We start from the raw sequence: 25,197 nt of genomic DNA on the forward strand, positions 1-25,197 counted from the left end.
CAGCCTCATGGAAGGCTATTAAGCGAAGATAAGCTGGACACTTTGACATATCCTTCTTCCATAAATAATAAGTTTCTAAAACAATAATCTGTACTCACAAACACTACAATTCATCTGCATAGTCCTCACTGGTTTTATATCCCTGTTCAGGATGATTATGGGTATACGGAAAACGCTTTTCCAGTTTTCCTTCTGAAATCATCTTAGGAAATATCTTGTTTTTCAGATAATCTACAGATTTTCCGATGATCTTTGCAACCTCATCCATCTTTACATAATCTTGCTTGCACGCGCGCATGATCGCTTGCTCGAGATCGGATTTTGATAAACGGTTTACTTTCTTTGATATGGAGGTGTCAACCTTTGAGGTGTCAACCTTTGAGGTGTCAACCTTAGTTGAATATTCTCCACCCTCTACCCCGCTATCATACTTACTGTCAGAACGTTTTGAAAAGGTGTCAACCCTTGTAGAAGTGTCAACCCTTGTAGAAGTGTCAACCCTTGTAGAAGTGTTAACCTTTTGCTTAAGTTTATAAATCGTCCAACGACCGTTATTATCAGATTCCAGATAGTCCAATGCACAAAGTTTTTTAAGCATCCCCGTTATGTCCGAGCTGTGCATATTCAAGACATATTGTAATCGATGATTAGAAATAGATCCCTCGATCAGGCAAAATGATAATGCTGTCAGCTCATCTGGATAAAGGTGCTCTACGTCACCAAAAATTGCGTTCAATTCCTGTAAGACATGATCTGGAATCACACTAAACATGGGTAATGTCAATTTTACGCGATCAGGTTGTGTTTCTATCTCTAAGAAAGGCTTTCTCCAATGAGAATATTTCCAGCCCTCCATTATCTTGTCCACACCGCTGCCGGCCTTCTCTGCCCGACCTATCAACATAAACATTTTTTGCAAAGCCGGGTTTCTACATTCACTCACACCGCCGGAATAATATTGGTGCAGCGACACCAATAAAGTTCCTGGGTTGGAGAATGCAAACTTTTCTGTGTCAAGCTCGATGGTAATATTGCCGCTCAACGAGTAGTCTGTGTGAACCAATGCGTTGACAAATGCTTCCCGTAAGGCAGTATGTGTAGGCGTTTCGTCTACTCGTTCATCTTTATCCAATTGGAAAGGTTTAGGCAAGGTGGAAGACAGCTTGGGCCAGACCTTCAGATAGAACTGCAATAAGTTACATTCCCAAGTACCGTCGGGATAGATTCGATCTGTCCATCTTATCTTTTCGTCAGTGGTGAGATGTTCTCTGAAATCGGGGAAATAATCCGGCAGGGCATCCTGATCTTTTATGCTATCTTCCTTGCCAAACATCAAAAGCCCAGCTAAGGTAACTCCCTCTATCTTTGTTTTTCGATCCGTCCTATAGGCCCCGAGTTTCTTCAACAATTCTATATCCTCCAATGCGTGCCATGGGTGATTTGACTGAGAAGAAGAAAACAATTGCCTAAATTGCTTTATGGTTCTTGGATCTAAATCTTCAATGGTATAATGCTCTAAGATAAGACTATCTCTTTTGAGCTCCGCACTGGAGTCAGCTAGCATACGTTTCACTTCATCGTCCGTACAGCGGTAGTCTCCCTCGTGATTGCGCTTGTAGGTATTTCCGAGAGGATTTCTAGTGAGGTAAACAGGTCTTTCAGTTCTAGAAGCAAATGGCACACGGATAGCCAACAAATTACGCCCTTTAATCTTAACAACGCGCAGATCATCATTATTTAAGAGATTACGACTGATAGTATTCGGGTTATTACAGTCATCCCAAAAATGTTTTTTGTAAGAAAGGATTTGCTCGTCCAAAAGGCCTTCTATCTCTAGGATGCCTCTTTTTTCTTTGACGCCGATGACTATAATTCCAGTATTGGTATTGGCAAATGCAGAATATGTTTTCCAAAGTTCTTTTGGAAAACCATTTTTCCCAGACTTGTATTCTACCTCAAAGTATTCATCGGGAAGAAATTCATCATTGACCAGAGAAAAAACAGAAAATTCATCGTCCTCAAAAAGATTTAGTTGCTTGTCTTTCATCATCAATCCCTAATTATTAATAAAAGCAATAAGTGAAATAAATGCTTTGCTATCCGGATCATATGCTACGGTATCAAAACGTTGACCTTTAATAATGAACTCCGATTTGATCAATTGAAGTCCGGTAATAGTTTTAAGATTAGATTCGAAAAGCAGTTGCATATCTTTCTTGAGCTTAAAAGGTTTCTCCTTTAAGGTAGATAATGTGTTTTTCGCTTGGGTGAATAATTGCATAGGCTAATATACATAATCTGGTTGATTTATGCTCTGATTTGACGGCAGGAAAATCGTTTAATTGTCTTTCACCTGCGGAATTGCACGGCAATGCGTCTTATTAAATACTCTGTTGCGCATCTTGACTTTATCCTTGAAATGACGCGCAATATTCTGGGTGATCTCTTCAAAATTGTCCCTTCCATCCTCTTTCTGATGATAAAAGATCTTGATGCCGGCACAATTATCGTGTTCGAATATCATATTGAGCAACGTACGATCCGACAGTCCACACGAATGCCCCCATATGTAAATGACATATGGTTCTGCAGAGACAAAGTTTACCAAACGAGAATATTGATTGGTAAGGAAATAAGCAAAGGACTTAATATGTTTTAAGTATGCATTGATATTGGTTTTCTCCATCTTCAGATAGTCTTCATCTAGCTCATCGCCATAGCCGAAGATCAAGGGATTTTCGGGATTATTCAGTGTGCCGTGTATGGGGATATAACCTGTATCGCTACCAGATGTGAGCTGTCTAACCAATGAGGTATAATTGAAGTCAAGAAACTTGACAGCGTTAGAATTGATAAAACCGGGCGGTTTTTTACTTACCTCCTCATTTGCTAAGTGATGTTTTTCCAATATAGCATGGGTATTTATATCTTCATGCACAAATTCTTGAAAGGCAGAATTGACCTCCGCTGCTTCGGATACAGCTATAAGATATTCCGAGAGCTGCTCTTTAAGCTCATCCAGTTCTTGGTTTAATTTATCTAACAACTCCGTACGTTCTTTAACAGAAAGCTCACCATTAATCCCCCCGAGATGAGGTTTTCGCTTAACAAGAATTTCCTGTAGCCGCTGATAAAAATGGTTTTCGATGTCGACCCACTGGTATTCCCTTTTATCAGCTAGAATCCCTTCAAGCAATGACGATTTCACAGTGCCCCTAATATTGAAATATTTATTACGAAGCTCGATTGTTTGATACTGATCGTTCAAATTGTATTTCCCTTCCAATAACTCATCTACCAAATCTTCGATACTCGAGAAGGATGGAGCACTGTATATAACTGTACCCGTGGATGCGCAGATCTCAAATATCTGATTGGATACATGTATAGGCCGTTTTGAAATATTTGCATCTTCAAAAGTGGCTTCTCTGAAACATTTGATGACAAACCATTTTATAAAGGAATTGTAATCAGTCTTGAGACCATGCGCCAGATCAAAGCCATTGCCGATGATTATCAATTTATTCATATGCTCAAATATTTTTTTGTTTAGACGTCTTGTTCTAGTTCGGTTGTCCTATACCACTGATTAGTTCAAGATTAAATTTACGAATTTCAAATATATCGCAATATAGGAAGTTTACATGCAATCGTATTTAATTACGAATACAGCGTATCCGCAATCGGAAACACATTACTACGCTCTGTTTTCTATTACGGCGTTAAATAGGTAAAAATGGCATCTATACCAACAAGTAACGAAATAAATAAAAAGATGACAATCAATGTGCAGCCTATCTCGCTAAACCGATCTTTCCAAGTCTCCTTAGTTGTAGTTGGCACCAAATCCTTACTTAACTGAGGAGATTCAACATGAAACAACCGGATTTCTGAATCTTTATCAATCCACGCACTCCCATCGGGAATCAAAGCTATCTTTTCAAATGCGTTGTCCTTTTCCTGATCTTCCAGATCTTTAGAGGCACATAATAATTGATAGGCAAATATCTTCAATCCTTCCTTATTAGCTTTAATAAAATATTTATCCTCTCTGGATTCACTGGAATCATAGAAGATGCCGAAACGACCGATATTGATAGCACTGTCCAACGCTAAGGTTTCTTTCAGAGAATCTAGTGTTTCTTTATTCATAGTTGGTTATTTTCTTGGCAAGAATAGAGCGAAGATAATCAAATTAAATTTATAATATCTAATAGAAAGAAAACTGCGACACAATGTCGCAGTTTTTGGTGTCGTATGTACAAGGTTAATTTAGTTGACCGTCGTTTTCCACTAATGCGCTGTAATATCTTTCTTTATTTTCCATAGTTACATATTTTTTTGAACCGCGATCATCATGTGTGGGCTAAAAGATAGAAGGCTACTGTCATTTTCCGTAAGTCGAATAAGCCCTAATAATGTGTTTCTCTTATGGTGATCTGATATATTGCCAAAAAAATCCTTGTCCAACCAGACCATACCTTCAACCGCATAAGTATCAAGATGAGTTAATCCCTGATGTATAAATTCATCTTTTAACTGTTCAGGTCGGTGGTAAAATGCTTCGGCTAAAAGCCAAGGAAAATCATTAGGGGGATTATGCTTGCCGGTTGTTAATTCTTCTTTACACATTTCAAAAAATGATCTTTTGTGAATGAGGCCGCTTAGAAGACCGACCAACGTCGATGCCGTATAATTAATGGCAAACCCCAATATAATGCCTCCACTTTTCAAAACTCGTTTAGCTTCACAGATGGTTAAATCTCGGTCTTCCCTGTTTTGAAGATGATAAAGTGGTCCGTGCAGTATAACGACGTCTGCATAGTTATTGGGAAACGGCAATTTCCGAGATTCTCCTAGATGCACAGAAAATCTGTGCTTCAATTTATTGGCTCTGCTTTGGGCTATTTTAATATGTTTTGAAACCGGCTCCACCAAATGAACCTGATGTCCTTTTTTAGCGAGCCATTCCGAATATTTACCCGTACCACCACCAATATCAATTATTTTGGAAGGTGAAACAGAGATATATTTCTCTATAAGGGATTTAATTCTTTCGAATTCAAATACCCCCATTCCTTTTTCGAGTCGGGTTTCTTCGGATGCTTTGTTATAGAATGCCTCTATATTTCTGCTTATTAGCTGTTTCTTATTCATTACATTCCTTGTGTTTCTCCCTCAACCTGTTGTAAATCGGATACATACAGTCAGATGAGGCAATAGATCCTATGATCAATTGTGTGTTGAAGATTTGTGAAATTAAGGGATATGATTATCTGTGCGTTAAAACCAACAGGTTTCCACGCAGCAACTACTCGTTTCCGAGTCCGTCTTTCTAGCGAAGACGCAGATAATATGTTAGATATAGCTTAACAGACTGTAAAAATAGAAATTCCGGATTGATTTTTATATCTTTCTCATTACCGCACGAAAAAAACATATTTTGGTGGAAAACAATAAAGCTGGAAGTTGAGCCTAGAAAAATTTAATTTGCTTATTTACTACGGTATGTAGAATTTTGTGATAGCGCAAAAAAACCGTATAACTGAAACTCATAAGAAATGCAGAAACAACACCATTACAAGGCGACAGTCTTATGGACTGGCAACCTAGGCACCGGAACTGAAAATTATAGAAGTTACGAAAGAAGCTACGAGATCATCATCGAGAACAAACCTAATATTTTGGGGTCATCGGATCCTGCCTTTCGTGGCGAAAAAAATAAACATAATCCGGAAGATTTTCTGATCACTTCCTTATCTTCCTGTCATATGCTATGGTATTTACATTTTTGTTCAGATGCAGGAGTTGGTGTGATAGATTATGTGGACAATGCTACGGGAATAATGGTTGAATCGTCTAATGGTTCGGGACAATTTGCTGAAGTGATACTTTATCCAACCGTAACGGTAAAGGAACCAACCATGGTACATAAAGCTATTGAACTGCATAGAAAGGCGAACGAGTACTGTTTTATAGCAAATTCAGTGAATTTCCCGGTCAAACATAATCCTACGATAATCGTAAAATAAGATGGCGTCTGTTTCTGCTTGCTGGGTTCCAGCTGGTGCAATTGGTATCTCATCGTCTATTTACTATTTCTAGAAAGGATGACAGACTATCGCTACAGGGTAAGTCTTTGAGAAAGAAAAAAAATCATTAAGTTTGAAAATTAAGACAATCCAGTTGTAAAATAGCTTGGTTTATTGGTCGCTAACTCTGGTGTACTTTTGTGGGAATATTCAAAAAGAACTTGACAGACGTTTTAAGCAATACGCCGACAGAAGTCAAAATTGAAAAAGTAATCAACCAACAGATGTGCGACATTATGAAAAACGAAACTCTAAAGGAAATATTCCAAAATTACCCAAATCAAATTCTATTTGATGACATTGTTGATTTTGAAAATTTTGATGAACGTTTATCTATAGTTGACTGTATTGTAGTAAATATAATTGGTGTCGAAGAAAATTTGATTGAATTTATTCCAGACAATAATCCACCTTTAGATGATGAAATTCTTTGTTGGATTTGGGCATTTAGACCTGACTTAACAAAAGAGATACTCGAAACAACTAAGAAGGAAGATCTAAAATTTGCTCTGAATTCATATCTAAACAACTCCATGGACAAATTTTGGGATTATGTCAGTAAATCATGAGTGCTAGTAACGGGATAGTTATACCAAATGACTTCTAAACAATGAAAATTCATAAATTAATACTGTCATTAATGTTGTTGACAATGGCATCATGCGCTACAAACAAATTTACGTTTCAAAAACAAATGTTTAACAGATTGAGCGAACTTGACATCAAGACCGTAATTGAAGAAAAAGAAAGGAACTCTAAAGATATTAAACCCATTCATCTGATAGAAATAGGAGAAGGAATTTATCCAATGATCTAACTATTAAATCAGAGATCTACACCAATTCGACCGCCCGCAACTCAGCCGCCAGCTTGCGAAGCCCATCCTCTATTTTCTTAAGTTGAGGTTGACGCGGTTTTTTTAGCCCTGATGAGTAATGTTGCAGTTGACGTTGGTTGATCCCTGTAATTTTCTCAAGCGCTGAGTTGGTAAATATGCCTTTGTAATAGTTCAGTAAACTCTCTACATCAAAATGGTATACGATCTCATAATCGTCTTTCAATATAGTGGGAATATTCTCAGCAGTAAATTCATCTTTGATAATCTGTATAGCATCTAAGATAGATTGTTTAGCTTCTTCAACAGTATCTCCACCTCCGTAAATCCCCTCAACATTCTCTGCATAGGCACTGAACATATCCGCACTACGTTCAATAACAATTCTCAAAGTTTTCATAATGTCGCTCCTTTCTTTATCATGAGGAATCCGGAGCTTATTTTAGCCCCAGATCCTTCATGATTTTTTTGTGAAGGCCCTCTCCCATTTCCTTACTACCATGATAGGGAACGGGATAAGTCCTCCCATCCTTCTCATAAATCTAGTGAGATCCACTGGTGCGGATATGGTTCCAGCCATTCTTTCGCAAAAACCTGTGGAATTCACTTGATTTCATACCGAAATTAAATTTAAATGTGTCTGGATAATTTACGCCTTAAACCACCAAGCACATCTCGAACTCCACAATACAAAGGTAGTACATCTACTACTATTTATCAAAATTATTTTTGCGCTATATTTAGTTAGTTATATAACGCATCTCTTTAAAAATGAAAAAAGGAACAAAAATCACACATAAATCTTATCCATTCAACTCTGACGGAGATCACGATATTAAATGGGACAAGACAGAGACGGTCAATGAGGAAGAATTCAACACAATCTTTGATGGTCCAGAAAATTTCTTTATGCACATCCATGAGGGGAATATCTATGGTGTCAATAAATTAATATTTAGGGGGAAGCGTTTTACTCTTCTGGAACCTAATCCAGTTACGTTTTATTTTTCGGCGGCTCATGATATGGCAAGGCAGATCAATGATGCATACAACAAGTTAGAACATGCATTGGATAAAGTTCCGAACGCTTGGCCTGTCTCTGTTTCCTATAGTTATATATTTAAGGTGAGTAGTATGTGTATTATATTCGCCTATAGTGCCTGCGATGCTTTCTTGAACCAGAGATTGCCAGAATATCGAACAATAAACATAGAAGGCAAAGAATTAACGAAAAAGGATATTGAACGGCTGGCATTGGAAAGAAAGCTCAAAGCCGTCAGCACTGATACACAGAAGGATTTTGCTACAAAACACCCGCGTAAGATGAAGAAATTATTAGAATTGAGAGACTTGAGAAACCAACTAATACATCTAAAAGAAAAGCGTCGTGGTATAGCTACGTCTTATAATGATATCTATCAAATAATGCTTGAACTCGACCTCACGAAAATCATGAATACAGTAAAATCCTTTATTAATTTCTATCATCCTAAGTTAATCGTAAACTACAATTATGGAAAATGACAAACGTCTATGAGACACTCACCTCCTCACCCTACTCCGAAAATACCGCTCCGTCTCCTTATCCATAAAATACACATAGCAAGCTTTCATGCCACGGCCGAGAAGGACACGATAGGTATTCTTAACCAATTGCAAAAAATTCTCGCTTCCCTTCACCTGTCCATCGTGCGAATTTGCAGGGAATCCCTCCCATTCGCCGGTATCCGGGTTATATTTAAGATCATTACCAAAAATGACGCCCGCGTAATCAAACTCAAAACCTTGTGCGGTTATACACACAGCCCATCTAGTCGATACCCGCCTCGTCATACGCCCAGTGTTGTGATTTGGGAATACCACGGCGCATACCTTTGGTATTCTCGTCTGCATTCCAAGGCCGTATAATCGTCCACAACAACATCTTTGTGCAATTCTCCATCGGCATCTGCTTCCTTGGTCCAAGGCCAGCAGAAACCTGCCATCACCCGGCCGGTATAACCTTCTGCAACTTTATCGCGGATGGCCAAGATGTCTCTCACAAGAGGAACAGACTACTCAACAGTGAGCCTCTCCGTAAGCGATACTCCTGCAAGCAAGCGCTGGTGTCGTAACAATGCTTCCAGAAAATAATAATCCGCATACACCAATGGCACATCAACCTCATTGTTGCCGGGTAAATTGCCGACACTGTGTTTCAGTATAAAATTATTGTTCTCTCTTGGCCTAGCAATATAAGGAGCAGTGCTGAGATTATGTAACATACGTTCCGCAGCGTTAAAGTATTTTTTTTGTTTCTCTTCTTCTTTAACAAAGGTAGAGAGTTCTAAAAGAGCGGAAGCTGTAATAGCTGCTGCCGAGGCGTCTCTAGGAGGTTCTATAAAACGTGATGAATCATATTCCCAGTCTAAATTAGTAATCTTATCAGATGCATTGAAATCCCAATAAGGCACAAAATCATCTGGTAGATTTTTATTGTTTAAAAAGAAATCTGCTAACCCTGTAGCTGTTGTTAGAAATTTATCGTCTCCTGTGAATCTATACATCATCGTAAAACCATAGATTCCCCAAGCTTGCCCACGAGCCCAAGTAGAGCTATCAGCCAATCCCTGAGCGGTCTGACGATGCAGTACTTCTCCTGTTTGAGGATCATAGTCGATCACATGAAATGTACTAAAATCAGAACGAACGTGATTGGCCATCGTTCGTTCTGCATGACGAATTGCAATATCTCTAAAAACACTATCCCGGGTATGCTCAAAGGCAAAAAATAAAAGCTCGAGATTAATCATGTTATCGATGATTACCGGAAAATCCCAGCTATTCTTTCCGCCTATAGATTTACGCGGATTCCAAGACATGATACTGCCCACTGCAGGCGAGTATCGTTCGCATAATGAGCGCGCTGACTGGATTAGAACATCTCGATATTCTTCCTTCTGCGTTAACCGATATGCATTGCCATAACTACAATACATCATAAAACCGATATCATGATGACTCGTATTGTATTTGTTACTTTCTAATGATTCTGTCCACCGAACAGCTTCTTTTTTCCATTTATCATTTTTTGTGAATTCATAGACATACCACAGGTTACCTGGCCAGAATCCACCTGTCCAATTATGAATATCTACTTTACGTAGTGAACCGTCCAATTCAGATGTTCTTGGATACTGTGTAAGATCGGTAGCGACGTTCATCATATTTGTATAATGCTGCTCAGCTAACGAAAAATTAGTCGCAATGTAACTGTCGTTTTTCGTTTCAGTACAACTGGAAAAAATCATACATAAAGTCAAAAAAAAGAGTAACTGTATATCGTTATTAGTTCTCATTTGTCGTTTTTTTATAAATGGATAATATTTAATAGAGTGGTGAATCGATATTTATAGTTTGATGTTTAGTTAGTTGTAGCCACTGCTTTGGTTGTAAAATAACTCTTTTTTTGAAAGGTTTTGTGAGGTCAACTTCAACCAGATCTTCTCCCGAATTGAGCATCAATAAAACACCTCTTTGATGTGAAAACACGATATCAGTGGCTTTACTTACTTTAAAAGCAACTTTTTTACTTTTATAAAATGACAGCTGCCAACCGCCTATATAGGTTGCCTCATCTACTAAACCGATCTTTTGACGAAAAACCACACCTTCTGCGTCGCAAATAACTTTACCAATCAATTGTTTTCTGAAAGAAAATAATTGCGACTTACCCGTTTTTGAAACTAACACCGATAAATCTTCTTTCGATGTGCGTATATTTTTTGCCCAAACGGTTCCTGTTTGGGCTAGGTTAATATCAACAGCATTAATATTGGGGTACTCTTTATTTTCTAAAAAAGGATACAGTATTGTTGCAAATATTGCCGGAGTCTCTTGTTGTTTCCGATAGCGTGCGGTGGGAATTGGCCGGTGTTCACTTGGCATCCATCCAAGCATGGGGTCTTTCTGTCCCTGAATAAGTTCTGTAGTTAAGTTTTCAGTTTCCAACGCAAACAATGCTATCTGGGCATCATCTTCACTTTTGCTATATACTGCGTTGGCAACGGTATCAATTGTTGCAGAGTTCGCATTTAAATGAAAATGTGCATCGTACGTATGATAACCTGTGCCATCCAACTGATCGAGAATTAGCGCATAAAACGGTTTGAGATATAAAACGTGCCGCGTATGACGAACAGAGGTATCCCGATCATCCATCCACCTTTCAGGACGATATTGTTTGCTCGGGTCATATTCATTCGTTACATACCCACTATCGTAAGTAGCAGAGACATAGTCAAATAATGGCGTCGTCACCCAGGTATTATCAACCGGGAGATAGGTTTTAGGTATCTGTTTCTTTCGGTACTGCCACTTGCCGTCTACAATAATTGTGTTATGTGAGGGCGTATTGATAGCAAAACGACGCCATTCTGACTGATCATAATTATATTTTCCCGGGTCGAATAGCAATGATTTGCCATAAGCTTTCATGACCACCTGCAACATATCCTGCTCTGCATGCCCTATCCCTTGCGGTCCGCCTCTAAAAAACAGAAATTGGTCTTCCTTTTTCCAGCCGCTTCGCATCGCATAGAATCCCGCATAAGGTAATACAGTGGAAGTCGCTGGTGCTCTGCCTTCCTTGCCATTAGAAGCCGCCCAAGCCAATAATGGATCGTAGCCCAATGAGAGACCTTTTTTTGATAGTGCGCGAATATTCCTAGGATTAGAATCATTGGTACGGACAAAATCTCCTGTTTGATCCATTATCAAGACAGGCGCACGGTACATTAATTGCAGTTTCTCTATAAAGCCCTCAGGCAACGGAAAATTATTCAAAGTAGCGATATCATACAGATTATGATAAGATGCTACGACGCCGTAATGATAGCTAGGAGACAACTCCGCTTGTAAACCATCAGGAGGTACGACTCTATCAATCTCCCGTATGTATCTTTCAACAGCTATTTTCCGCCAGTTTTCGGCATCTTTAAATTCAGGAAATAATGCTCCGACAACATACAATGCATAGCTTTCGGTCGTAACGTGATTACCGGTCCGATCTGGTCTTGATAGAAGCATACCCTTTAGTCTATGGGCATGTTGGTACGCTAAAGTAGAAACTATCATTTGATCCGAAGCAGTAAAAAAGGGCGCATCTCGTAAAGCAAAGTAGGTATTCATAATAGAAGTTACGCGAATGGCGACCTCCAATGTTCTCCATAATTTCGTCGAAGAATCTGATTCGCTATAATCGGATTGAAGTGGATGCTGCTCTAGAAAATTTTGCAGGAACCATAAAGCTTTTTTTCCATACTTTTCATTATTTGTATGTTGATATGCTTGCACCAGATGTTCTAAAAATTTCATACGGCCAACAACTATCCATGTCCATTCATCCGTAAAAGCGGGATCCGTTGGCTTTCTGGGATTGTGGAGCCAATCAAAATCCTCGCCCATAAATACAGCACCTTTTACGTAGGGATGGGGACTAATATCATCGCGAAGATAGTGTGCGCATATGCTGTCTGCTTTTGCATCGGTACTAATTTTATTGCCGGGTTGCAAAGCTATTGGGTCTACATTCCACCGTACTGGACTTTTCAAACGCCTGTAGTTTAGATACTCTTCTGGTCCTACCTTGGCGTGAATATCATACTCACCTACCATTTCATTAAAAATATAGTAATCTTGTGCATGCCCCGCATACGTCGTACACAGCATTATCATCAGCATCAGCAAAATTCGTTTTCCAACTCTTAAAAATATCATCATATATAGATTATTGCCCCAACCTTAACATTATCCGACCTTTATCTTGGCATTTTCATCAGGGTCGGATAAAACCATCCTGAGTGCGTTATTGTTGTTCCGTCGTATCCTCCTTTTATCGGTCTATGTCCTGAAACAAATGTTGTATACTCATCATCATAAAAATCATTCATTGCTTCCAATAGGTCTACCGGCCAATCGTCGTCTTGTGGACCACCCGCGCCCATTGGATAATGTGGCCATTCATCTTTATGCTGCACGTAATAGTGCAAATAGTCAAGTGCCTGTTTCAACGTACCAGCGGTATCCGGAACAAAATTAAATATATCATCTTGATCTCTATTTAAAGCCAATTGAGCAGTCATGGTGATGGGGGTTAATGCAAAATAAGTATACCATAATCCATTAACTCCCCGAAGTACTTCTTTGGGCATATGGCCATCACTCGCGATATTTTTGTCCATGCGTAATTTTACGCGGTTGATTTCGAATGCGAGCTTTGTATCGTCCTCCAGTAAATGATAGGAAGCGGCTACCGCGAAAGTTCCCCAATCTCCTTTATTATCTGTCCATGCCTTTGTGGTTGCTACTGCGGGAACATACACATTCTCCAACCATACTTTAAACTGATTCTTGTCTATCGTCGGCCAAACCGTATGCCCCATTAACAAGTCAGCAGCAGCAAGCAGTCCTGCCATACCATAAGCTGCAATGAGTCGGCTATCATCGGCATGCGAAATCGCAACGTTCGTCTGCGCCCATGCATTGAGAAAATAAATAGCCTTTTCAGCATAGGATGTGTCACCTGTTAGGGAAAATGCCAGTGCAGTTGTATACGCCCCGTGACCATCGCTAAGTATACCGGCCTTTGCGGCTCGATGACCGGGGGTATCTTCATAATATTTTGGCACATAGACAGTATCTGTTGCATGATGACTAACTGTCTTGAATGCGTCTGCTTTATCGATAAAATCATCATAGGCACTGCTCCAGGGCTCCAGTCCTCCATCCACTTTGCCTCGAACAAACGTAAGCTGATCCTGGGTATGAAGTAGACGTGGAAACAATGTATCTGCCGGGACGGGGATTACCATTACCGGAGATAAATTAGTCAGCTTCTCTTCTTCGTGAGCTAAATATAGCTCCTCTTGAAACGAACAAGAGATAAAAGCTAAGCAAATAAGTAAATTTAAACTGATTAATTTAAACGCTTTTTTCATAATGATTTAATTTTAGTGTATAATTTGTTATTCTTCTACAACAATTTTCATTTTAACTATCACCACATGACCATCTGTTCCTCTCCCCGAAAAAGTTGCTGTGTAAGTTCCCGGATTAGCATATTGATACTCGTATTCTTTTTCTATGGTTTTTGCAGACGAACCGTCGCCGGTATCGAGCGATACATCTCCTTTTATCCCCGTGAGTCGATTCCAGAAACGTACTGTCTGTCCCGGTCTCAGCCCTCGTACCGGTGTATGGTATGCCCAACCGTATGCCAATGATTCATTATTCTGATTATCAAAGACGCGCACCTGCAAAAAGTCTCGATCTTCAGATCCATCATCAGTTCGAACAATCAATTCTTCTGTATATAACCCGGGACGAGAATAGCGAAGTTTATGTTTTGCTTGGTTGACGATCTGCCCGTCGTGCAATTTCCAGGTATAATCAACAATACGGTGCCCGGTACGGACAATACTTCTGGTGGCATCTAACGCTACTTCTTCTCCGGGCATGGTATAAGCATAGCTTCCGGATATAGCTATTAAATTTTCCGGATAGTCACGGAAATATGCTTCGATCAAAAATGGAAATGTACTGACTGGCCTACCTTTGTACGTAAAATCAATGTGTAGATGGGGATCTCTATATTGCGCTCCTGGGCGACGATACGTATTCCCGGTCTTGGCCAGTATTCCACCGTCTTCAATATGAACGTCTTTTTGGATATTTTTTTGAACTGTAGTCGTATTGACATGTGAGACACGATAAGTAAAATCTGCGTCATGCCGCACAACAATGGCATTACTTTTACCATCTCCTTTAGGCAAAGGAGTTTCCATCACAGTCCCTTCAAGAATAGCCTGTACTTCAAGTTGATCTGGAATAGCTCCAAAATCCTCTCCGCGGTGGTAGTATAAGGAATTATAAGGCACTAATGATCCCCAAGTGTTTTGATAGGGGGATGATCCCCACCGATAGGATCGTATCGGAAATAGCATATCACTCGGCCCCCAGCTTTCGTTGTCAAGTGCTACCGCAATACGCGCGTCTTTTGGAAAGCTTTCTATCGCTAAAAAAGAGGCTTCTTTTGCCCATCTTTTCGTATCCTCTACATATAGGCGGAAACCGTCGACTGAAATAGGGCTTTGATAGGGCCGCTTTGTTAATTCCACTTTTCTGCCATTCACCTCTAAGGACAAACGTGCACTTTTTAAGTGTTTGGCTTGATATTCCTTGGGGATACGATGCCAGTAATTAGGTGCATATTCATGATCAATGCTTACTAGTTTTAATTTGCACGTATGCTTCTCACCATATCTATCTGGTAAAGTGATATGGTGGTCTTCTCCAATATTTAAGTCAATATACATAGGCCATGCCGCTACTTGTTGGCATATGGCTGCATAGAGTAACAATCCAAAAAAACGAATCATCATGCTAGGGTTCAATAGTTATCGAAATGGTTCGAGTGGCTTTCTTTTCTTCAAGTGCAGTAACATTCACGGCTTCAAATCTAGTATTGTACGTCCCGGATTGGTTAAACACGTAATGATATTCTTTCTGCTGTCGATCAATAACAGCTTTAATAGGTACCCCTCCGGGTTGCAGCGCATCGGTATCTATCGGATCTGCTATTGCCCATCCTTCTGCGTATGTGGTACTCCCTGCGGGGTCAAATAACAAGCGGCCACCTGGCCCGTCTGCTGACCATCCCCATCCTGCTCCGGTTGCATTTCCGGCAAAATTGACAAACTTCCAATCCACAGATGTATGCAGGGCGACATTGGATACAGATCCTGGTAATGCTACGTCGACCTTAAAATGATTGACCCACCAATTACGTTGGGTGGCTGTCGCACTAGCTTCTCCTACATAACGAAAAGCAATATATAAAGGATGCCCTTCGATCACCAGATCGGTTATACTAGCTGTGCCTGACGGTCTTAGGGTTGTATTAATACCGAGTAAGAAACGGTCTGTGATATCGTGCCATGTGGCCGTATTAATACCGGCTTCGGTGTAGTTCCCCTTAAAATCCGAAGACGCCATCACACGGAGTTGGTTTTCCTGGGATCCAAACCGCACCTGACTTGCGAATGATAACTGCAAGTCACCTACTTCCCCCGAGTAGAATGTGATTACGTCTGCTTTTCCTTCGAGTATGAACCTAATGGTATCACCCACGTTATATGTATCTGACAAGGTATAGACATCAAAATCTGGCTGGGATACCTTGAGGTCTTCATATCGATCACAAGATGCTATCGTCATCATACTAATGAGTACAAAAGCATAATTTAGTATATTTTTCATGGCTAAACTTTAAATAAGTGTATTCAATATAATTATTGCTGACCTACCACCCCGCATTCTGTTCAAGATCTCTATTCAAACTCAACTCTCGCGCAGGAATAGGAAATAGGACGTTCCGATCGGTAACATTTTCAAAGGCCATTCTGTAAAATGCACCGGCGGGTAAGGTGCTTAAAACCTCTTTCATCTCCAATGTCAATATTCCCCATCGAATAAGGTCATACTTTCTAAGTGCTTCAAAACACAATTCCCGAGCTCGCTCTTCTTGAATGATCTGCTGGAACGTAACTCTATCCGTAATCTCATCAGTTCCCTCAAACAGCATAGCCTGTGCTCTAGCCCGAACTTGATTGAGTGCCGCGTGTGCATCGGCTGTCGGGCCATTAAGTTGATTTTCGGCTTCCGCATACATCAATAATACATCGGCATACCGTAATAACGGAAAGTTGATCGGTGTACCCAAACGGTGTTTAGGGATTACAACTTCATGCTCTCGACGATATTTGCCCGGATTTCTTTCAAGTATAGGCCGATCAACGCGATTTCCCTGCGCATCATAAGTAAAAGGACATATAGCCCAATCTCTTCTTATATCATCATCGTCATAAAGATTATAGAGTTTCGGAGTGGCGCGTATAAATCCATATGCGTGCCCGATTACATCTTCATTGGTAGTAAACACACCGTTTACATTGCCCACTCTTCCTACTGCATGAAACGCGTCGGTAAGATTTCCCCAAAATTCAACCTCAAAAATACTTTCTTTTATATCGTACAAATCTTGAGAATAGTTTAGAAACACCTGTTCAAAGGATGGGTTTAGCATATGGCCTTCGAGGGGATCCATGACTTTTTCAGCCCATTCTTTGGCATCTTCATATTTTGATTCGTCCCTAATAGGATAACCTGCCCAGTGAAGATAAACTCTGGCTAACATTCCTCTCACTGCCGAACGGCTTACTCTTCCACCAAAACCGACACTGTCCGCAGAAGGAACCAATGATTCTGCTTCTTTCATATCGGCCACGATTTGTTCATATACGTGTACCGCACTCGCCCGCGGAATATTGTTGCCTTGTGCTGATTCCGTTGGTTCTAAAATTAGTGGTACACCTCCCCAGTTTATGACTAATAAAAAATAAAAATAAGAACGCAAGAAAAGTGCTTCACCTTTTATAACAGCTCTTCTATCTTCATCCATATTAGGTTTATTTATATTTGTTAATAGGATATTGGCACGATTTATTCCCTCATATAAGGTCCTCCACAAATTCGTCACCGTGACATCTGAAGGTCCGAAGACATAAACCTGTGGACCATTCACCTTGCTGGCGGCGCGATAATATCCTTCATCCGCTTCTGTACCCATCTCGGAGATATAATTAGTGGAATACAAGTTGCTGTGCGCCAATATTTCATAGACTCCTGATAATGCATAGTCCAAATGGGCTTCTGTATTAAAATAATTTACAGGCGAAAGAAAATCATCTGGGGTGGTTTCGAAGAATTTATCACATGAATAAAAAATCATAAAAATCAGTGATAGCGAAACTATTTTTAATTTTTTCATAATACTTCTTTTTTTCAATACGTTACAATGTCGCTTTTAATCCAACTACAAACGTTCGGGAGCGAGGATAGGGGGCATAATCGAAGCCTGGTGTCAATACGGAATTGCGAACCGAAACTTCCGGATCCATGCCTGAATAATTTGTCCAGGTCCAAAGGTTCTGTGCGGTAAGGTCTATCGATAACTTCTTTAGGGCAACCTTAGAGGTTAAAGCCGAAGGAAGTGTGTAAGAGAGCGCAACTGTTTTTAGTCGTAAAAACGATCCGTCTTCGATGACTCTCGAAGAATATGTCCCGACCGGAGCATTACCTCCTGCCCTAGGTATCGTGTTACTAGGATTCTCGGGCGTCCATCGATCGATTACGCTAGCAAATTGATTTAGGTTAGCTCTTGGTCGTTCACCCTCAAAGATAATACGGTTTGCATTGTATACATCATTACCATACGACCATTGGAAAAATACATGCAGCTGAAAGGCATCGTACGAAAAGTTATTTGCAAAACCGCCGATATGTAAAGGGATAGGTTTTCCCAAAATCGTTTGATCGTATGCATTTACAGTACCGTCACCATTTACGTCTTTATATCGGATATCTCCTGGTTTAATTAAACTACGGGCATTACCATTATCGGCGACGTCACCTTTTAATACGTATGATCCATTTGCTAATTTATCAAAATCTTCCAACTGATATATACCATCGAATACAAAACCATAAAACATCGCAGCGGGACTTCCTAAACGAGCCATATACAAAGGCACCTGGGCATAGGCATATTCCCAAGGAAGTGCTGTTAAACGATTATCTTCATTTTCTGCTAGTTCTAGAATTTTATTACGGTTAAAGGCAATATTAAAACTGCTTTCCCATTTAAATTTTGGGGTGTTAATGTTTACGGAGCTGATTGTTAATTCTAATCCCTCATTTCTCACGGAACCAATATTGCTATAAACAGCTGCGTATCCGGTAGTATATGGCACGCTGGCGTTTAACAACAAATCTCGTGTCGTCTTTCGATAGAGATCAGCAGTAAAATCAACGCGCCCATTGAACAACGAAAGATCCATTCCCATATCTATTTGCTGCGTTGTTTCCCACTTTAATTTTGCATTTCCCAGATTATTTGGTGTAATGATCGGTTGAGGAGTACCATTGTTAAACGAGTAGCCATCATAGGTATTCATTGTAAAGCTGGGAAGGTATACAAAATCACCCACGCGGTTATTACCTGTAGTACCGAAACTGGCCCGGATCTTGGCATTGGTAATAAACGAGAGGTTCTGCATAAATTTTTCCCGACTCACAGTCCAGGCCAACGCTGCCGAGGGAAAATATCCCCATCGATTGTAAGAGGGAAATTTAGAGCTCCCATCGGCACGGAAGCTAACCGTTGCATAGTACTTTGATTGATAGTGGTAGTTAACTCTTCCCAAAACAGACCCTAACGTTGATGTGCTTTTTAACGACGTATTACTGTAAGGAATACCTTCGTCCAGTCCGCTAATGCCTAATTCTTCATTGGGTACATTCATAGCGGCAAAACCATACCGCCCGAAGTTATTCCCTTGCATTGTAATTCCCCCAAGGGCTTCTATTCGATGGTCTTTTTTGAATTGCTTACGATAGGTTAATGTATTTTCATTCAACCAAGTGCTGACTTCCTGATGTTCAACACTGCCGTTGACTCCCCTTGTATTGTTGGGATTTCGATTGCTTCCTCGGGAAGTCAATGAGTTGTAAAATCTGTCTGTACGACGTACCTGCCCTTTGTATGATCCGGTCACTTTTAAGGTCAATTCTGGTAAAATTTTGTAACTAACAAAAGAGTTAAGCAATAAATCGTTGCGTTTAGATGCCATTAAGGTATTATTGGCGTTAATAATAGGATTGATACGGAGATCGGCTCCAGAGAAATCTTCAGGGTCTAAAAACTCGTCTTCTAAATCAATGTTATTTCCGGTAATTGGCCTATATCCCCACACACCATAAAATAGATTGCTGGTGGCTGATCCAGACTCTCCAATAGCAACTGGTTGACCATGCGTACCAACACTGCTATAATTGATATTTAACCCAGCGGTCAATTTCTCATTTACAATCTGTTCAACAGATGCACGGACCTGAGCACGTTCATATCCGGAATTAATAATAACACCTTTTTGATCGTATAAAGACCCCGACAATGAATATCTTGTTTGTGCATCTCTACCTCCACCCCCACGTAGTGCGATATTGTGGATTTGAATAGGGGCCGTACGGGTCACTTTATCCTGCCAATCATACCCCGTTACTAAACGGTAGGACTCCAGATCTCGTCCGTTTACAAAATAGCGTTCTTCTGTTAGTGTAGGATTGAACTCATAATGGTACTTGACAAATTCATAGGGGTTCAACAGATCCATTTTTTTTGTAACCTGCTGTGAGCCGTATGAACCATTGTACGTAATAACAGGATTGCCTATCTGTCCTTTCTTCGTTTCTACAACGACCACACCATTTGCTCCTCGAGCTCCATATATCGCCGTCGCAGATGCATCTTTGAGCACATTAATAGAAGCAATATCATCGGGATTTAAAATGGCGTCTTCTGCTTCGACAGGAAAACCATCTATAACATATAACGGGGAATTATCTTGCGTAAGAGAGTTACCTCCACGCACAACAATGTTCATAGCTTCTCCTGGCTGACCATCGTTCGAAGACACTTGAACCCCAGCTACCCGACCTGCTAGTGCTTCTGTAAACGAGGCAACGGGAGCTTTAACGATATCGTCCATTCGAACCTGCCCCACGGATCCTGTCAGGTCCTTTTTTAAGACTTCTCCATATCCCACCACCACGATCTCTTCCATAAGAGAAGCTTCTTCTACTAAGGCTACTTCAAGCTCCTTCTTTCCCTTTAATGGTATCTCTTTTCTTACATATCCAACCCGAGATAAAATAATTGTCGCATCTTCTTGAACGCCTGTTAGGACAAATCTCCCCTGTTTGTCTGTAGTCGTTACAAACGAAGTACCTTTTACGGTGACGTTCACCCCTTCTAATGGCGTGTTATTTTCGTCCGATACAATTCTTCCTTTAACCGAATATTGTATTGTATTTGAAACCTCATATACGCTAGCCGACAGCGATAAAGGATAAATAAGCGGTATCGATATACATATTAGTATTAACGAAGACCATAATTTTGGTTTTATTTTCATGTTATTGAAGGTATAATTATGTTAGCATTCATTCCCGACGCCATAGCATCTTATCTCATAGATTTGGGCAGACGGATCACCGTTTGTTGCTGTAACGTTAACTCTCAAACGATTTGTACGAATAGCGTTTGCTAATTGGTGGCTTCTGCGACGTTGATAATTATCTACAACCTGAAGGAGTAACTGCCATTTTCCGTCAATGAAGGCCTCAATAGCGTAATCCTTTGGACATTGCGGATCACGATAAAACGGACTATACGCGTGAAGTTCACGAATAAGATGACCGGGAAACGTTAGTTCTATGGTCTCGATCTCGATCTCTTGATCCCAGGATAAAGTTATCCATTGCGGTAGCCCCTGTGTGGATTCTGATTTCCAAAGATTCGTAAAGCCTGCAGGACGTGTAACTCCATTTGTGATATTTTGGGCGGGATAACAAGGTTGCCCAGGCGTAATTTTATAGCTTAGGGTATGTCCACTCCCAAATCTTCTCATTTTGTTTTCTCCGATCTGATAGGACGCCATATGACCGGTGATGATTTTCCCTGCAATGGGCCAGCTAACCTGGGGATTAGGCAATACATCTAAACGCATGAACGTTCCAACGTTTAAACCATGAAGATTGGCGGGGATATCTACCCATTGCTGCTCTCCTATCGGAACATCTACTCTTGTCTTCAATATTACAGGCAATTCTTCTATTCGATAATCCCAAATATCTCTTACGCCTAACAATTCGATATCAAGCTGTTGAATAGATGCTGTATGGTTACTCAAACACAGGGTAATTGTATCGATCTGATCTGTACCGACGGCTATAAGCTGCCCTCTACGAGTTTTCAGTTCAATATCTGTATATTGGGGTTGATCTTTCCAAATAGACAGCCCTTGATGAAAGCCTAGATCATTTGGACCTGCTCCGTATTCTAACGCATCACTACTAGAGGTAACACGAGCCTGTAATGCCAAGTCTTTTGGATCTTCATTTTTGCTATTTAACAAAAAGCATCCATCTCGGAGCAGTTGTTGCTGAATTGTATTTACAACATTTTGTGTGAGGTTGGCGACGGGAATATTTTGACGTAAGGCGATCGCGGCAGCTGTTCCTACAGCTTGCCCAAGTAATGCGGTTGTTCCCATTACTCTTACTGTGCCTAATGCGGCGTGAGTGACACTTACATTACGTCCAGCCATCATCAGATTATCGACGTCTTTTGCAATTAAACAGCGTAAGGGAACACCATATGGGCCTGCATAACTCTTAACTGCATATTCTGTAAACGTATTATAGTCTTCTCCGCTAGCCGGTTCGCTATGCTGTGCGAGTAGGCCCCCTGGTGTGTGCAAATCAATAAACCATCCTCCAAATCCGACTTCGTCCTCGAATACAGTACACTGTTGCGGATCGTGTTCAGTCATCAAATATTGCCCCATAATTCGACGACTTTCTCTTTTACCTGGAACTTGACCTATCCAATCTAATGCATAATTTTTAGTCAATTCTTTCATTTTTGGATCTCTATTCTTCATCCAATCCCATACGCCGAGAGCATGACGAGTCAGTTCATGTCTAATCTCTTCGTTTTCATAAATGGTATGAAAAGGCACTCCAATTTCTAACCACCAATATCCGCCGCGCACTTCTTTGGGAGGCCGTCCGTTCTCGTAGAAAAAACTAGCATCTTCATAATGAATGGCCCATTCGGGTGCTTCAAAGGGAGCAGGGTAATCTAAACGTTTCGTCTTAAAATGAATAGAGCTGCCCATAACGTCTCCACTGGGAATCTCCGGGGCATGAGGCTCATTAAATTCATCTCTACCCTCGCTACCCATTCGCGACTCACAACCGGCACTGTGCGCTACTATGCCATCCCCGGTACAATCCACAAAAATTTCTCCCGCTATTTGTAATTCGATTTCGGCATTCTGTACAGTCGCTTCAACTGCCTTGATATTTCGTTCATTATGCATGATTACTTTTTGAAAATCCGTATTTAAATAAAGTGTAAGATTTTCAGTTTGCTGAACCAGATCATATTGCACCACATCCCAAATCGAATTCGTCCACCCGTTCTCAAAAATCTCTTCGTGATTCTGCGCTCGCTCTTGAATCAATAATTCAGAAATTATACCTGTTTCACGAGCGTAAGCGTGGAAAGCAGCTGCACCATGAGGCGTTACCCTTATTTCTGAAGAACTGTTTCCTCCTAATACCGGTCGATTGTGAACGAGACAAGTGCTTTTACCATTTCTTGCTGATGCAACCGCAGCGCACAGGCCAGCGAGGCCTCCACCAACGACTACAACATCATAAGATACATTTTTAACCATATTTCAACATTCTATTTATTAATTTTCTTAAACTTATTCAGATACCATAATATGATCACACAAACTACCATTAAAGCCGCCCCAAATGCTGCAATCATTACTTTCTTATCGTTCACTGCAACGGATAGGATAAACATGATAAGTGCCAGGCAACCGATACTATATGCTAATAACCTTGCAGGATATTCTGCAATAGCTGTTGGAGTGTCTGCTACGCTATAATTGATAGACTTCAATTGCACTTCAATAAATCCTGGAGCGGTGTTTTTCGCAAATAGTTCAAACAAGGACAGCGATAATAATGGCACAAGTATGCCTACACCGGCCTCTAAAACTAACGAGTTGGCTAGCAACCAATCGATAAATGAATTTCCCGAGTCTTCTTGGATGAAAATCTTCACTAAAGCCGCTGCTAAAAAGCTTATTCCGGTAGTAATCCAGATGGCCTTCTGCGTCGTTTTCTTAAAAAGAAGTCCCCATAAAGTTGGTAAAACCATAGGCACCACGAGCAAAGAGGTAATGGTGAGGATTACATTTTCAGCACCACCGACATAGGGTATAGCTACCGCTCCGCAAATAATTATCGCTCCTATGAGAAATGTACTGATCCTCCCGACCATTACTAATTCTACCTCGCTTGCTCCAGGTCTTACCAAAGGCTTGTACCAATCATTCGTTATCGCACCTGCGTATACATTTATCTCACCGTCGATATAACTGGCTGCAGCTGAAAACATCGACGCCAAAAGTAGCCCCATCATCCCAGCAGGTAACACCGCAGCACAGGCTAAAAAATAGGCTTGTTCTGGATTGGCGTTGGGATCCACAATACGATATATCATGGCGGGCAACATCCATATTACAGGACTCACCAAGTACAGGATTCCTAGAAGATACGCAGACTTTCTTGCATCCTTGGGTCCTTTTACGGCAAGGAACCGCTGCACAAACACCCATTCGCCCCCCAATTTAAATGTATGGACGACTATCCAGCCCAAAAGAAACCAATAGGTGAACTTGCCACTAGCTATTTGTAAAAAGCCATTTGGCACCTGGTCAAGAAAACTTCCTACCCCGCCAATAGAAGCAAAGCTAAGGGGAACAACGAATAATACGGTTACGGTAAGTATAACAAACTGCACCGCATCGATGATTAATACGGCCCAAAGCCCCCCGCTCACGGTATAGACTAACATCAATAGCCCTGATATAATACAGGCATAGGTTATGGAAAGATTACCTGTACTCTCGTCTCGAAGAAGATTCCCTTCTCCTAAAGGTACAAGGCTGCAAAATAATATTGCAAAAGCATATAAAGCTACACTCATGGACACGAGCTTAAGGCACATCCCTATCCATGTGTAGAATTGCACCACAGATCTACCGAAGCGAATATTTATATATTCTCCTATGGTAGTTACCCCTAATCTCGCCCAACGTCCCGCTAATGTTTTTCCGACGATGAAAGAGCTAATACCTAAACACATCAAAATACTAATCGCAACCGCTCCATGTTTGAATGCGATACCTCCCCATACAACAAAGGTTCCTGCGGAAAAAGCACTCATAAATGAAGAAATACCAGATAACCACCATGGGGATTGTTTACTTACGGCAAACATGTCGGCAGCGCTTTTATTCCATCGACTTAAGATTAAACCAATGGCTAACATTCCGACGGAATATATCATCAATATAATGTAATCGTGCAGTGTCATATTGTATATATAATATTGCTTTTAAAAATAGATTCAATTAATAAACAGGAATATAATCTTCGACTAAGATATCTAATAATTAAGCTATTATACAACATAAAAAACTTTGAAAAATCATTTTTTCTATCGAAATCGTTTGCGGAAACGTT

22 protein-coding genes are annotated in these 25,197 nt (G+C 40.5%); 4 read left to right on the plus strand and 18 right to left on the minus strand.

The annotated features are described in order from the left end of the window. Window positions 1-103: 103 nt before the first annotated feature. From H8B21_RS13535 to H8B21_RS13555, 5 genes are all read right to left on the minus strand, one after another. A complete protein-coding gene (locus H8B21_RS13535) occupies window positions 104-2,050 on the minus strand; it encodes an RNA-binding domain-containing protein (protein WP_223815026.1) in 1,947 nt (648 codons plus the stop codon). A gap of 6 nt (window positions 2,051-2,056) precedes the next feature. Beyond that, entirely contained in the window at window positions 2,057-2,281 is a 225-nt protein-coding gene (locus H8B21_RS13540) for a hypothetical protein (RefSeq protein ID WP_190314308.1), read from the minus strand. A 57-nt stretch (window positions 2,282-2,338) separates the two neighbouring features. After that, complete coding sequence (locus H8B21_RS13545) at window positions 2,339-3,529, minus strand: AbiH family protein (RefSeq protein WP_190314309.1); 1,191 nt, start codon at window positions 3,527-3,529, stop codon at window positions 2,339-2,341. A 185-nt stretch (window positions 3,530-3,714) separates the two neighbouring features. Further along, on the minus strand, window positions 3,715-4,152 hold the full coding sequence (locus H8B21_RS13550; RefSeq protein ID WP_190314310.1) for a hypothetical protein: 438 nt from the start codon (window positions 4,150-4,152) through the stop codon (window positions 3,715-3,717). Between the two features lie 177 nt (window positions 4,153-4,329). Beyond that, window positions 4,330-5,157, minus strand: a complete 828-nt coding sequence (locus H8B21_RS13555) for a class I SAM-dependent methyltransferase (RefSeq protein ID WP_190314311.1) — start codon at window positions 5,155-5,157, stop codon at window positions 4,330-4,332. Between the two features lie 404 nt (window positions 5,158-5,561). On the opposite strand from H8B21_RS13555, the gene H8B21_RS13560 reads away from it, so the two are divergent. From H8B21_RS13560 to H8B21_RS20760, 3 genes are all read left to right on the plus strand, one after another. Beyond that, a complete protein-coding gene (locus tag H8B21_RS13560) occupies window positions 5,562-6,032 on the plus strand; it encodes an OsmC family protein (protein WP_190314312.1) in 471 nt (156 codons plus the stop codon). 221 nt (window positions 6,033-6,253) lie between these two features. After that, a complete protein-coding gene (locus tag H8B21_RS13565) occupies window positions 6,254-6,661 on the plus strand; it encodes a hypothetical protein (RefSeq protein WP_190314313.1) in 408 nt (135 codons plus the stop codon). 125 nt (window positions 6,662-6,786) lie between these two features. Next, window positions 6,787-6,909 (plus strand): hypothetical protein, encoded by a 123-nt coding sequence (locus tag H8B21_RS20760; RefSeq protein ID WP_262891558.1) that lies wholly within the window; start codon window positions 6,787-6,789, stop codon window positions 6,907-6,909. 16 nt (window positions 6,910-6,925) lie between these two features. On the opposite strand, the gene H8B21_RS13570 is transcribed toward H8B21_RS20760, so the two are convergent. Continuing rightward, window positions 6,926-7,327: a type II toxin-antitoxin system HicB family antitoxin gene (locus tag H8B21_RS13570; protein WP_190314314.1), complete on the minus strand. Its 402-nt coding sequence runs from the start codon at window positions 7,325-7,327 to the stop codon at window positions 6,926-6,928. Between the two features lie 37 nt (window positions 7,328-7,364). Continuing rightward, on the minus strand, window positions 7,365-7,469 hold the full coding sequence (locus tag H8B21_RS20900) for a type II toxin-antitoxin system HicA family toxin (RefSeq protein WP_380907436.1): 105 nt from the start codon (window positions 7,467-7,469) through the stop codon (window positions 7,365-7,367). 229 nt (window positions 7,470-7,698) lie between these two features. Here H8B21_RS20900 and H8B21_RS13575 point away from each other — a divergent pair, with 229 nt between their 5' ends. Further along, window positions 7,699-8,451, plus strand: a complete 753-nt coding sequence (locus H8B21_RS13575; protein WP_190314315.1) for a hypothetical protein — start codon at window positions 7,699-7,701, stop codon at window positions 8,449-8,451. An 18-nt stretch (window positions 8,452-8,469) separates the two neighbouring features. Here H8B21_RS13575 and H8B21_RS13580 read toward each other — a convergent pair whose 3' ends face one another. From H8B21_RS13580 to H8B21_RS13630, 11 genes are read right to left on the minus strand one after another with little or no spacing between them, the layout of a single operon-like run. Then, window positions 8,470-8,760: a DNA/RNA helicase domain-containing protein gene (locus tag H8B21_RS13580; protein WP_190314316.1), complete on the minus strand. Its 291-nt coding sequence runs from the start codon at window positions 8,758-8,760 to the stop codon at window positions 8,470-8,472. Then, window positions 8,757-8,969, minus strand: coding sequence for a hypothetical protein (locus H8B21_RS13585; RefSeq protein WP_190314317.1), 213 nt, complete (start codon window positions 8,967-8,969; stop codon window positions 8,757-8,759). The genes H8B21_RS13580 and H8B21_RS13585 overlap by 4 nt, the downstream gene beginning before the upstream one ends. Before the next feature lie 12 nt (window positions 8,970-8,981). Then, window positions 8,982-10,265 (minus strand): glycoside hydrolase family 88 protein, encoded by a 1,284-nt coding sequence (locus H8B21_RS13590; RefSeq protein WP_190314318.1) that lies wholly within the window; start codon window positions 10,263-10,265, stop codon window positions 8,982-8,984. Between the two features lie 28 nt (window positions 10,266-10,293). Then, a complete protein-coding gene (locus H8B21_RS13595; RefSeq protein ID WP_190314319.1) occupies window positions 10,294-12,687 on the minus strand; it encodes an alginate lyase family protein in 2,394 nt (797 codons plus the stop codon). 38 nt (window positions 12,688-12,725) lie between these two features. After that, entirely contained in the window at window positions 12,726-13,904 is a 1,179-nt protein-coding gene (locus H8B21_RS13600; RefSeq protein ID WP_190314320.1) for an alginate lyase family protein, read from the minus strand. 27 nt (window positions 13,905-13,931) lie between these two features. Further along, entirely contained in the window at window positions 13,932-15,347 is a 1,416-nt protein-coding gene (locus H8B21_RS13605) for a PKD domain-containing protein (RefSeq protein WP_190314321.1), read from the minus strand. Window position 15,348: 1 nt separating this feature from the next. Then, window positions 15,349-16,224, minus strand: a complete 876-nt coding sequence (locus tag H8B21_RS13610; RefSeq protein ID WP_190314322.1) for a DUF5017 domain-containing protein — start codon at window positions 16,222-16,224, stop codon at window positions 15,349-15,351. Between the two features lie 43 nt (window positions 16,225-16,267). Then, window positions 16,268-17,794 (minus strand): RagB/SusD family nutrient uptake outer membrane protein, encoded by a 1,527-nt coding sequence (locus H8B21_RS13615; protein WP_190314323.1) that lies wholly within the window; start codon window positions 17,792-17,794, stop codon window positions 16,268-16,270. 22 nt (window positions 17,795-17,816) lie between these two features. Next, window positions 17,817-20,999, minus strand: coding sequence for a SusC/RagA family TonB-linked outer membrane protein (locus H8B21_RS13620; RefSeq protein ID WP_190314324.1), 3,183 nt, complete (start codon window positions 20,997-20,999; stop codon window positions 17,817-17,819). 21 nt (window positions 21,000-21,020) lie between these two features. Continuing rightward, on the minus strand, window positions 21,021-23,330 hold the full coding sequence (locus H8B21_RS13625; RefSeq protein ID WP_190314325.1) for an FAD-dependent oxidoreductase: 2,310 nt from the start codon (window positions 23,328-23,330) through the stop codon (window positions 21,021-21,023). Between the two features lie 11 nt (window positions 23,331-23,341). Further along, window positions 23,342-25,048, minus strand: a complete 1,707-nt coding sequence (locus tag H8B21_RS13630; RefSeq protein WP_223815027.1) for a sodium:solute symporter family transporter — start codon at window positions 25,046-25,048, stop codon at window positions 23,342-23,344. Window positions 25,049-25,197: the final 149 nt, after the last annotated feature.

It is taken from the genome of Sphingobacterium chuzhouense, assembly GCF_014692525.1.
GTDB lineage: Bacteria > Bacteroidota > Bacteroidia > Sphingobacteriales > Sphingobacteriaceae > Sphingobacterium > Sphingobacterium chuzhouense.

Bases quoted from the DNA above. Each gene is read 5' to 3' on its own strand.
- H8B21_RS13580 (WP_190314316.1), bottom strand. From the start codon at position 8,760: ATGACGAGGCGGGTATCGACTAGATGGGCTGTGTGTATAACCGCACAA.
- H8B21_RS13545 (WP_190314309.1), bottom strand. From the start codon at position 3,529: ATGAATAAATTGATAATCATCGGCAATGGCTTTGATCTGGCGCATGGT.
- H8B21_RS13570 (WP_190314314.1), bottom strand. From the start codon at position 7,327: ATGAAAACTTTGAGAATTGTTATTGAACGTAGTGCGGATATGTTCAGT.
- H8B21_RS13600 (WP_190314320.1), bottom strand. From the start codon at position 13,904: ATGAAAAAAGCGTTTAAATTAATCAGTTTAAATTTACTTATTTGCTTA.
- H8B21_RS13625 (WP_190314325.1), bottom strand. From the start codon at position 23,330: ATGGTTAAAAATGTATCTTATGATGTTGTAGTCGTTGGTGGAGGCCTC.
- H8B21_RS13630 (WP_223815027.1), bottom strand. From the start codon at position 25,048: ATGACACTGCACGATTACATTATATTGATGATATATTCCGTCGGAATG.
- H8B21_RS13555 (WP_190314311.1), bottom strand. From the start codon at position 5,157: ATGAATAAGAAACAGCTAATAAGCAGAAATATAGAGGCATTCTATAAC.
- H8B21_RS13560 (WP_190314312.1), top strand. From the start codon at position 5,562: ATGCAGAAACAACACCATTACAAGGCGACAGTCTTATGGACTGGCAAC.
- H8B21_RS13610 (WP_190314322.1), bottom strand. From the start codon at position 16,224: ATGAAAAATATACTAAATTATGCTTTTGTACTCATTAGTATGATGACG.
- H8B21_RS13550 (WP_190314310.1), bottom strand. From the start codon at position 4,152: ATGAATAAAGAAACACTAGATTCTCTGAAAGAAACCTTAGCGTTGGAC.
- H8B21_RS13590 (WP_190314318.1), bottom strand. From the start codon at position 10,265: ATGAGAACTAATAACGATATACAGTTACTCTTTTTTTTGACTTTATGT.
- H8B21_RS13575 (WP_190314315.1), top strand. From the start codon at position 7,699: ATGAAAAAAGGAACAAAAATCACACATAAATCTTATCCATTCAACTCT.
- H8B21_RS13605 (WP_190314321.1), bottom strand. From the start codon at position 15,347: ATGATGATTCGTTTTTTTGGATTGTTACTCTATGCAGCCATATGCCAA.
- H8B21_RS13535 (WP_223815026.1), bottom strand. From the start codon at position 2,050: ATGATGAAAGACAAGCAACTAAATCTTTTTGAGGACGATGAATTTTCT.
- H8B21_RS20760 (WP_262891558.1), top strand. From the start codon at position 6,787: ATGTTTAACAGATTGAGCGAACTTGACATCAAGACCGTAATTGAAGAA.
- H8B21_RS13615 (WP_190314323.1), bottom strand. From the start codon at position 17,794: ATGAAAAAATTAAAAATAGTTTCGCTATCACTGATTTTTATGATTTTT.
- H8B21_RS13620 (WP_190314324.1), bottom strand. From the start codon at position 20,999: ATGAAAATAAAACCAAAATTATGGTCTTCGTTAATACTAATATGTATA.
- H8B21_RS13595 (WP_190314319.1), bottom strand. From the start codon at position 12,687: ATGATGATATTTTTAAGAGTTGGAAAACGAATTTTGCTGATGCTGATG.
- H8B21_RS13540 (WP_190314308.1), bottom strand. From the start codon at position 2,281: ATGCAATTATTCACCCAAGCGAAAAACACATTATCTACCTTAAAGGAG.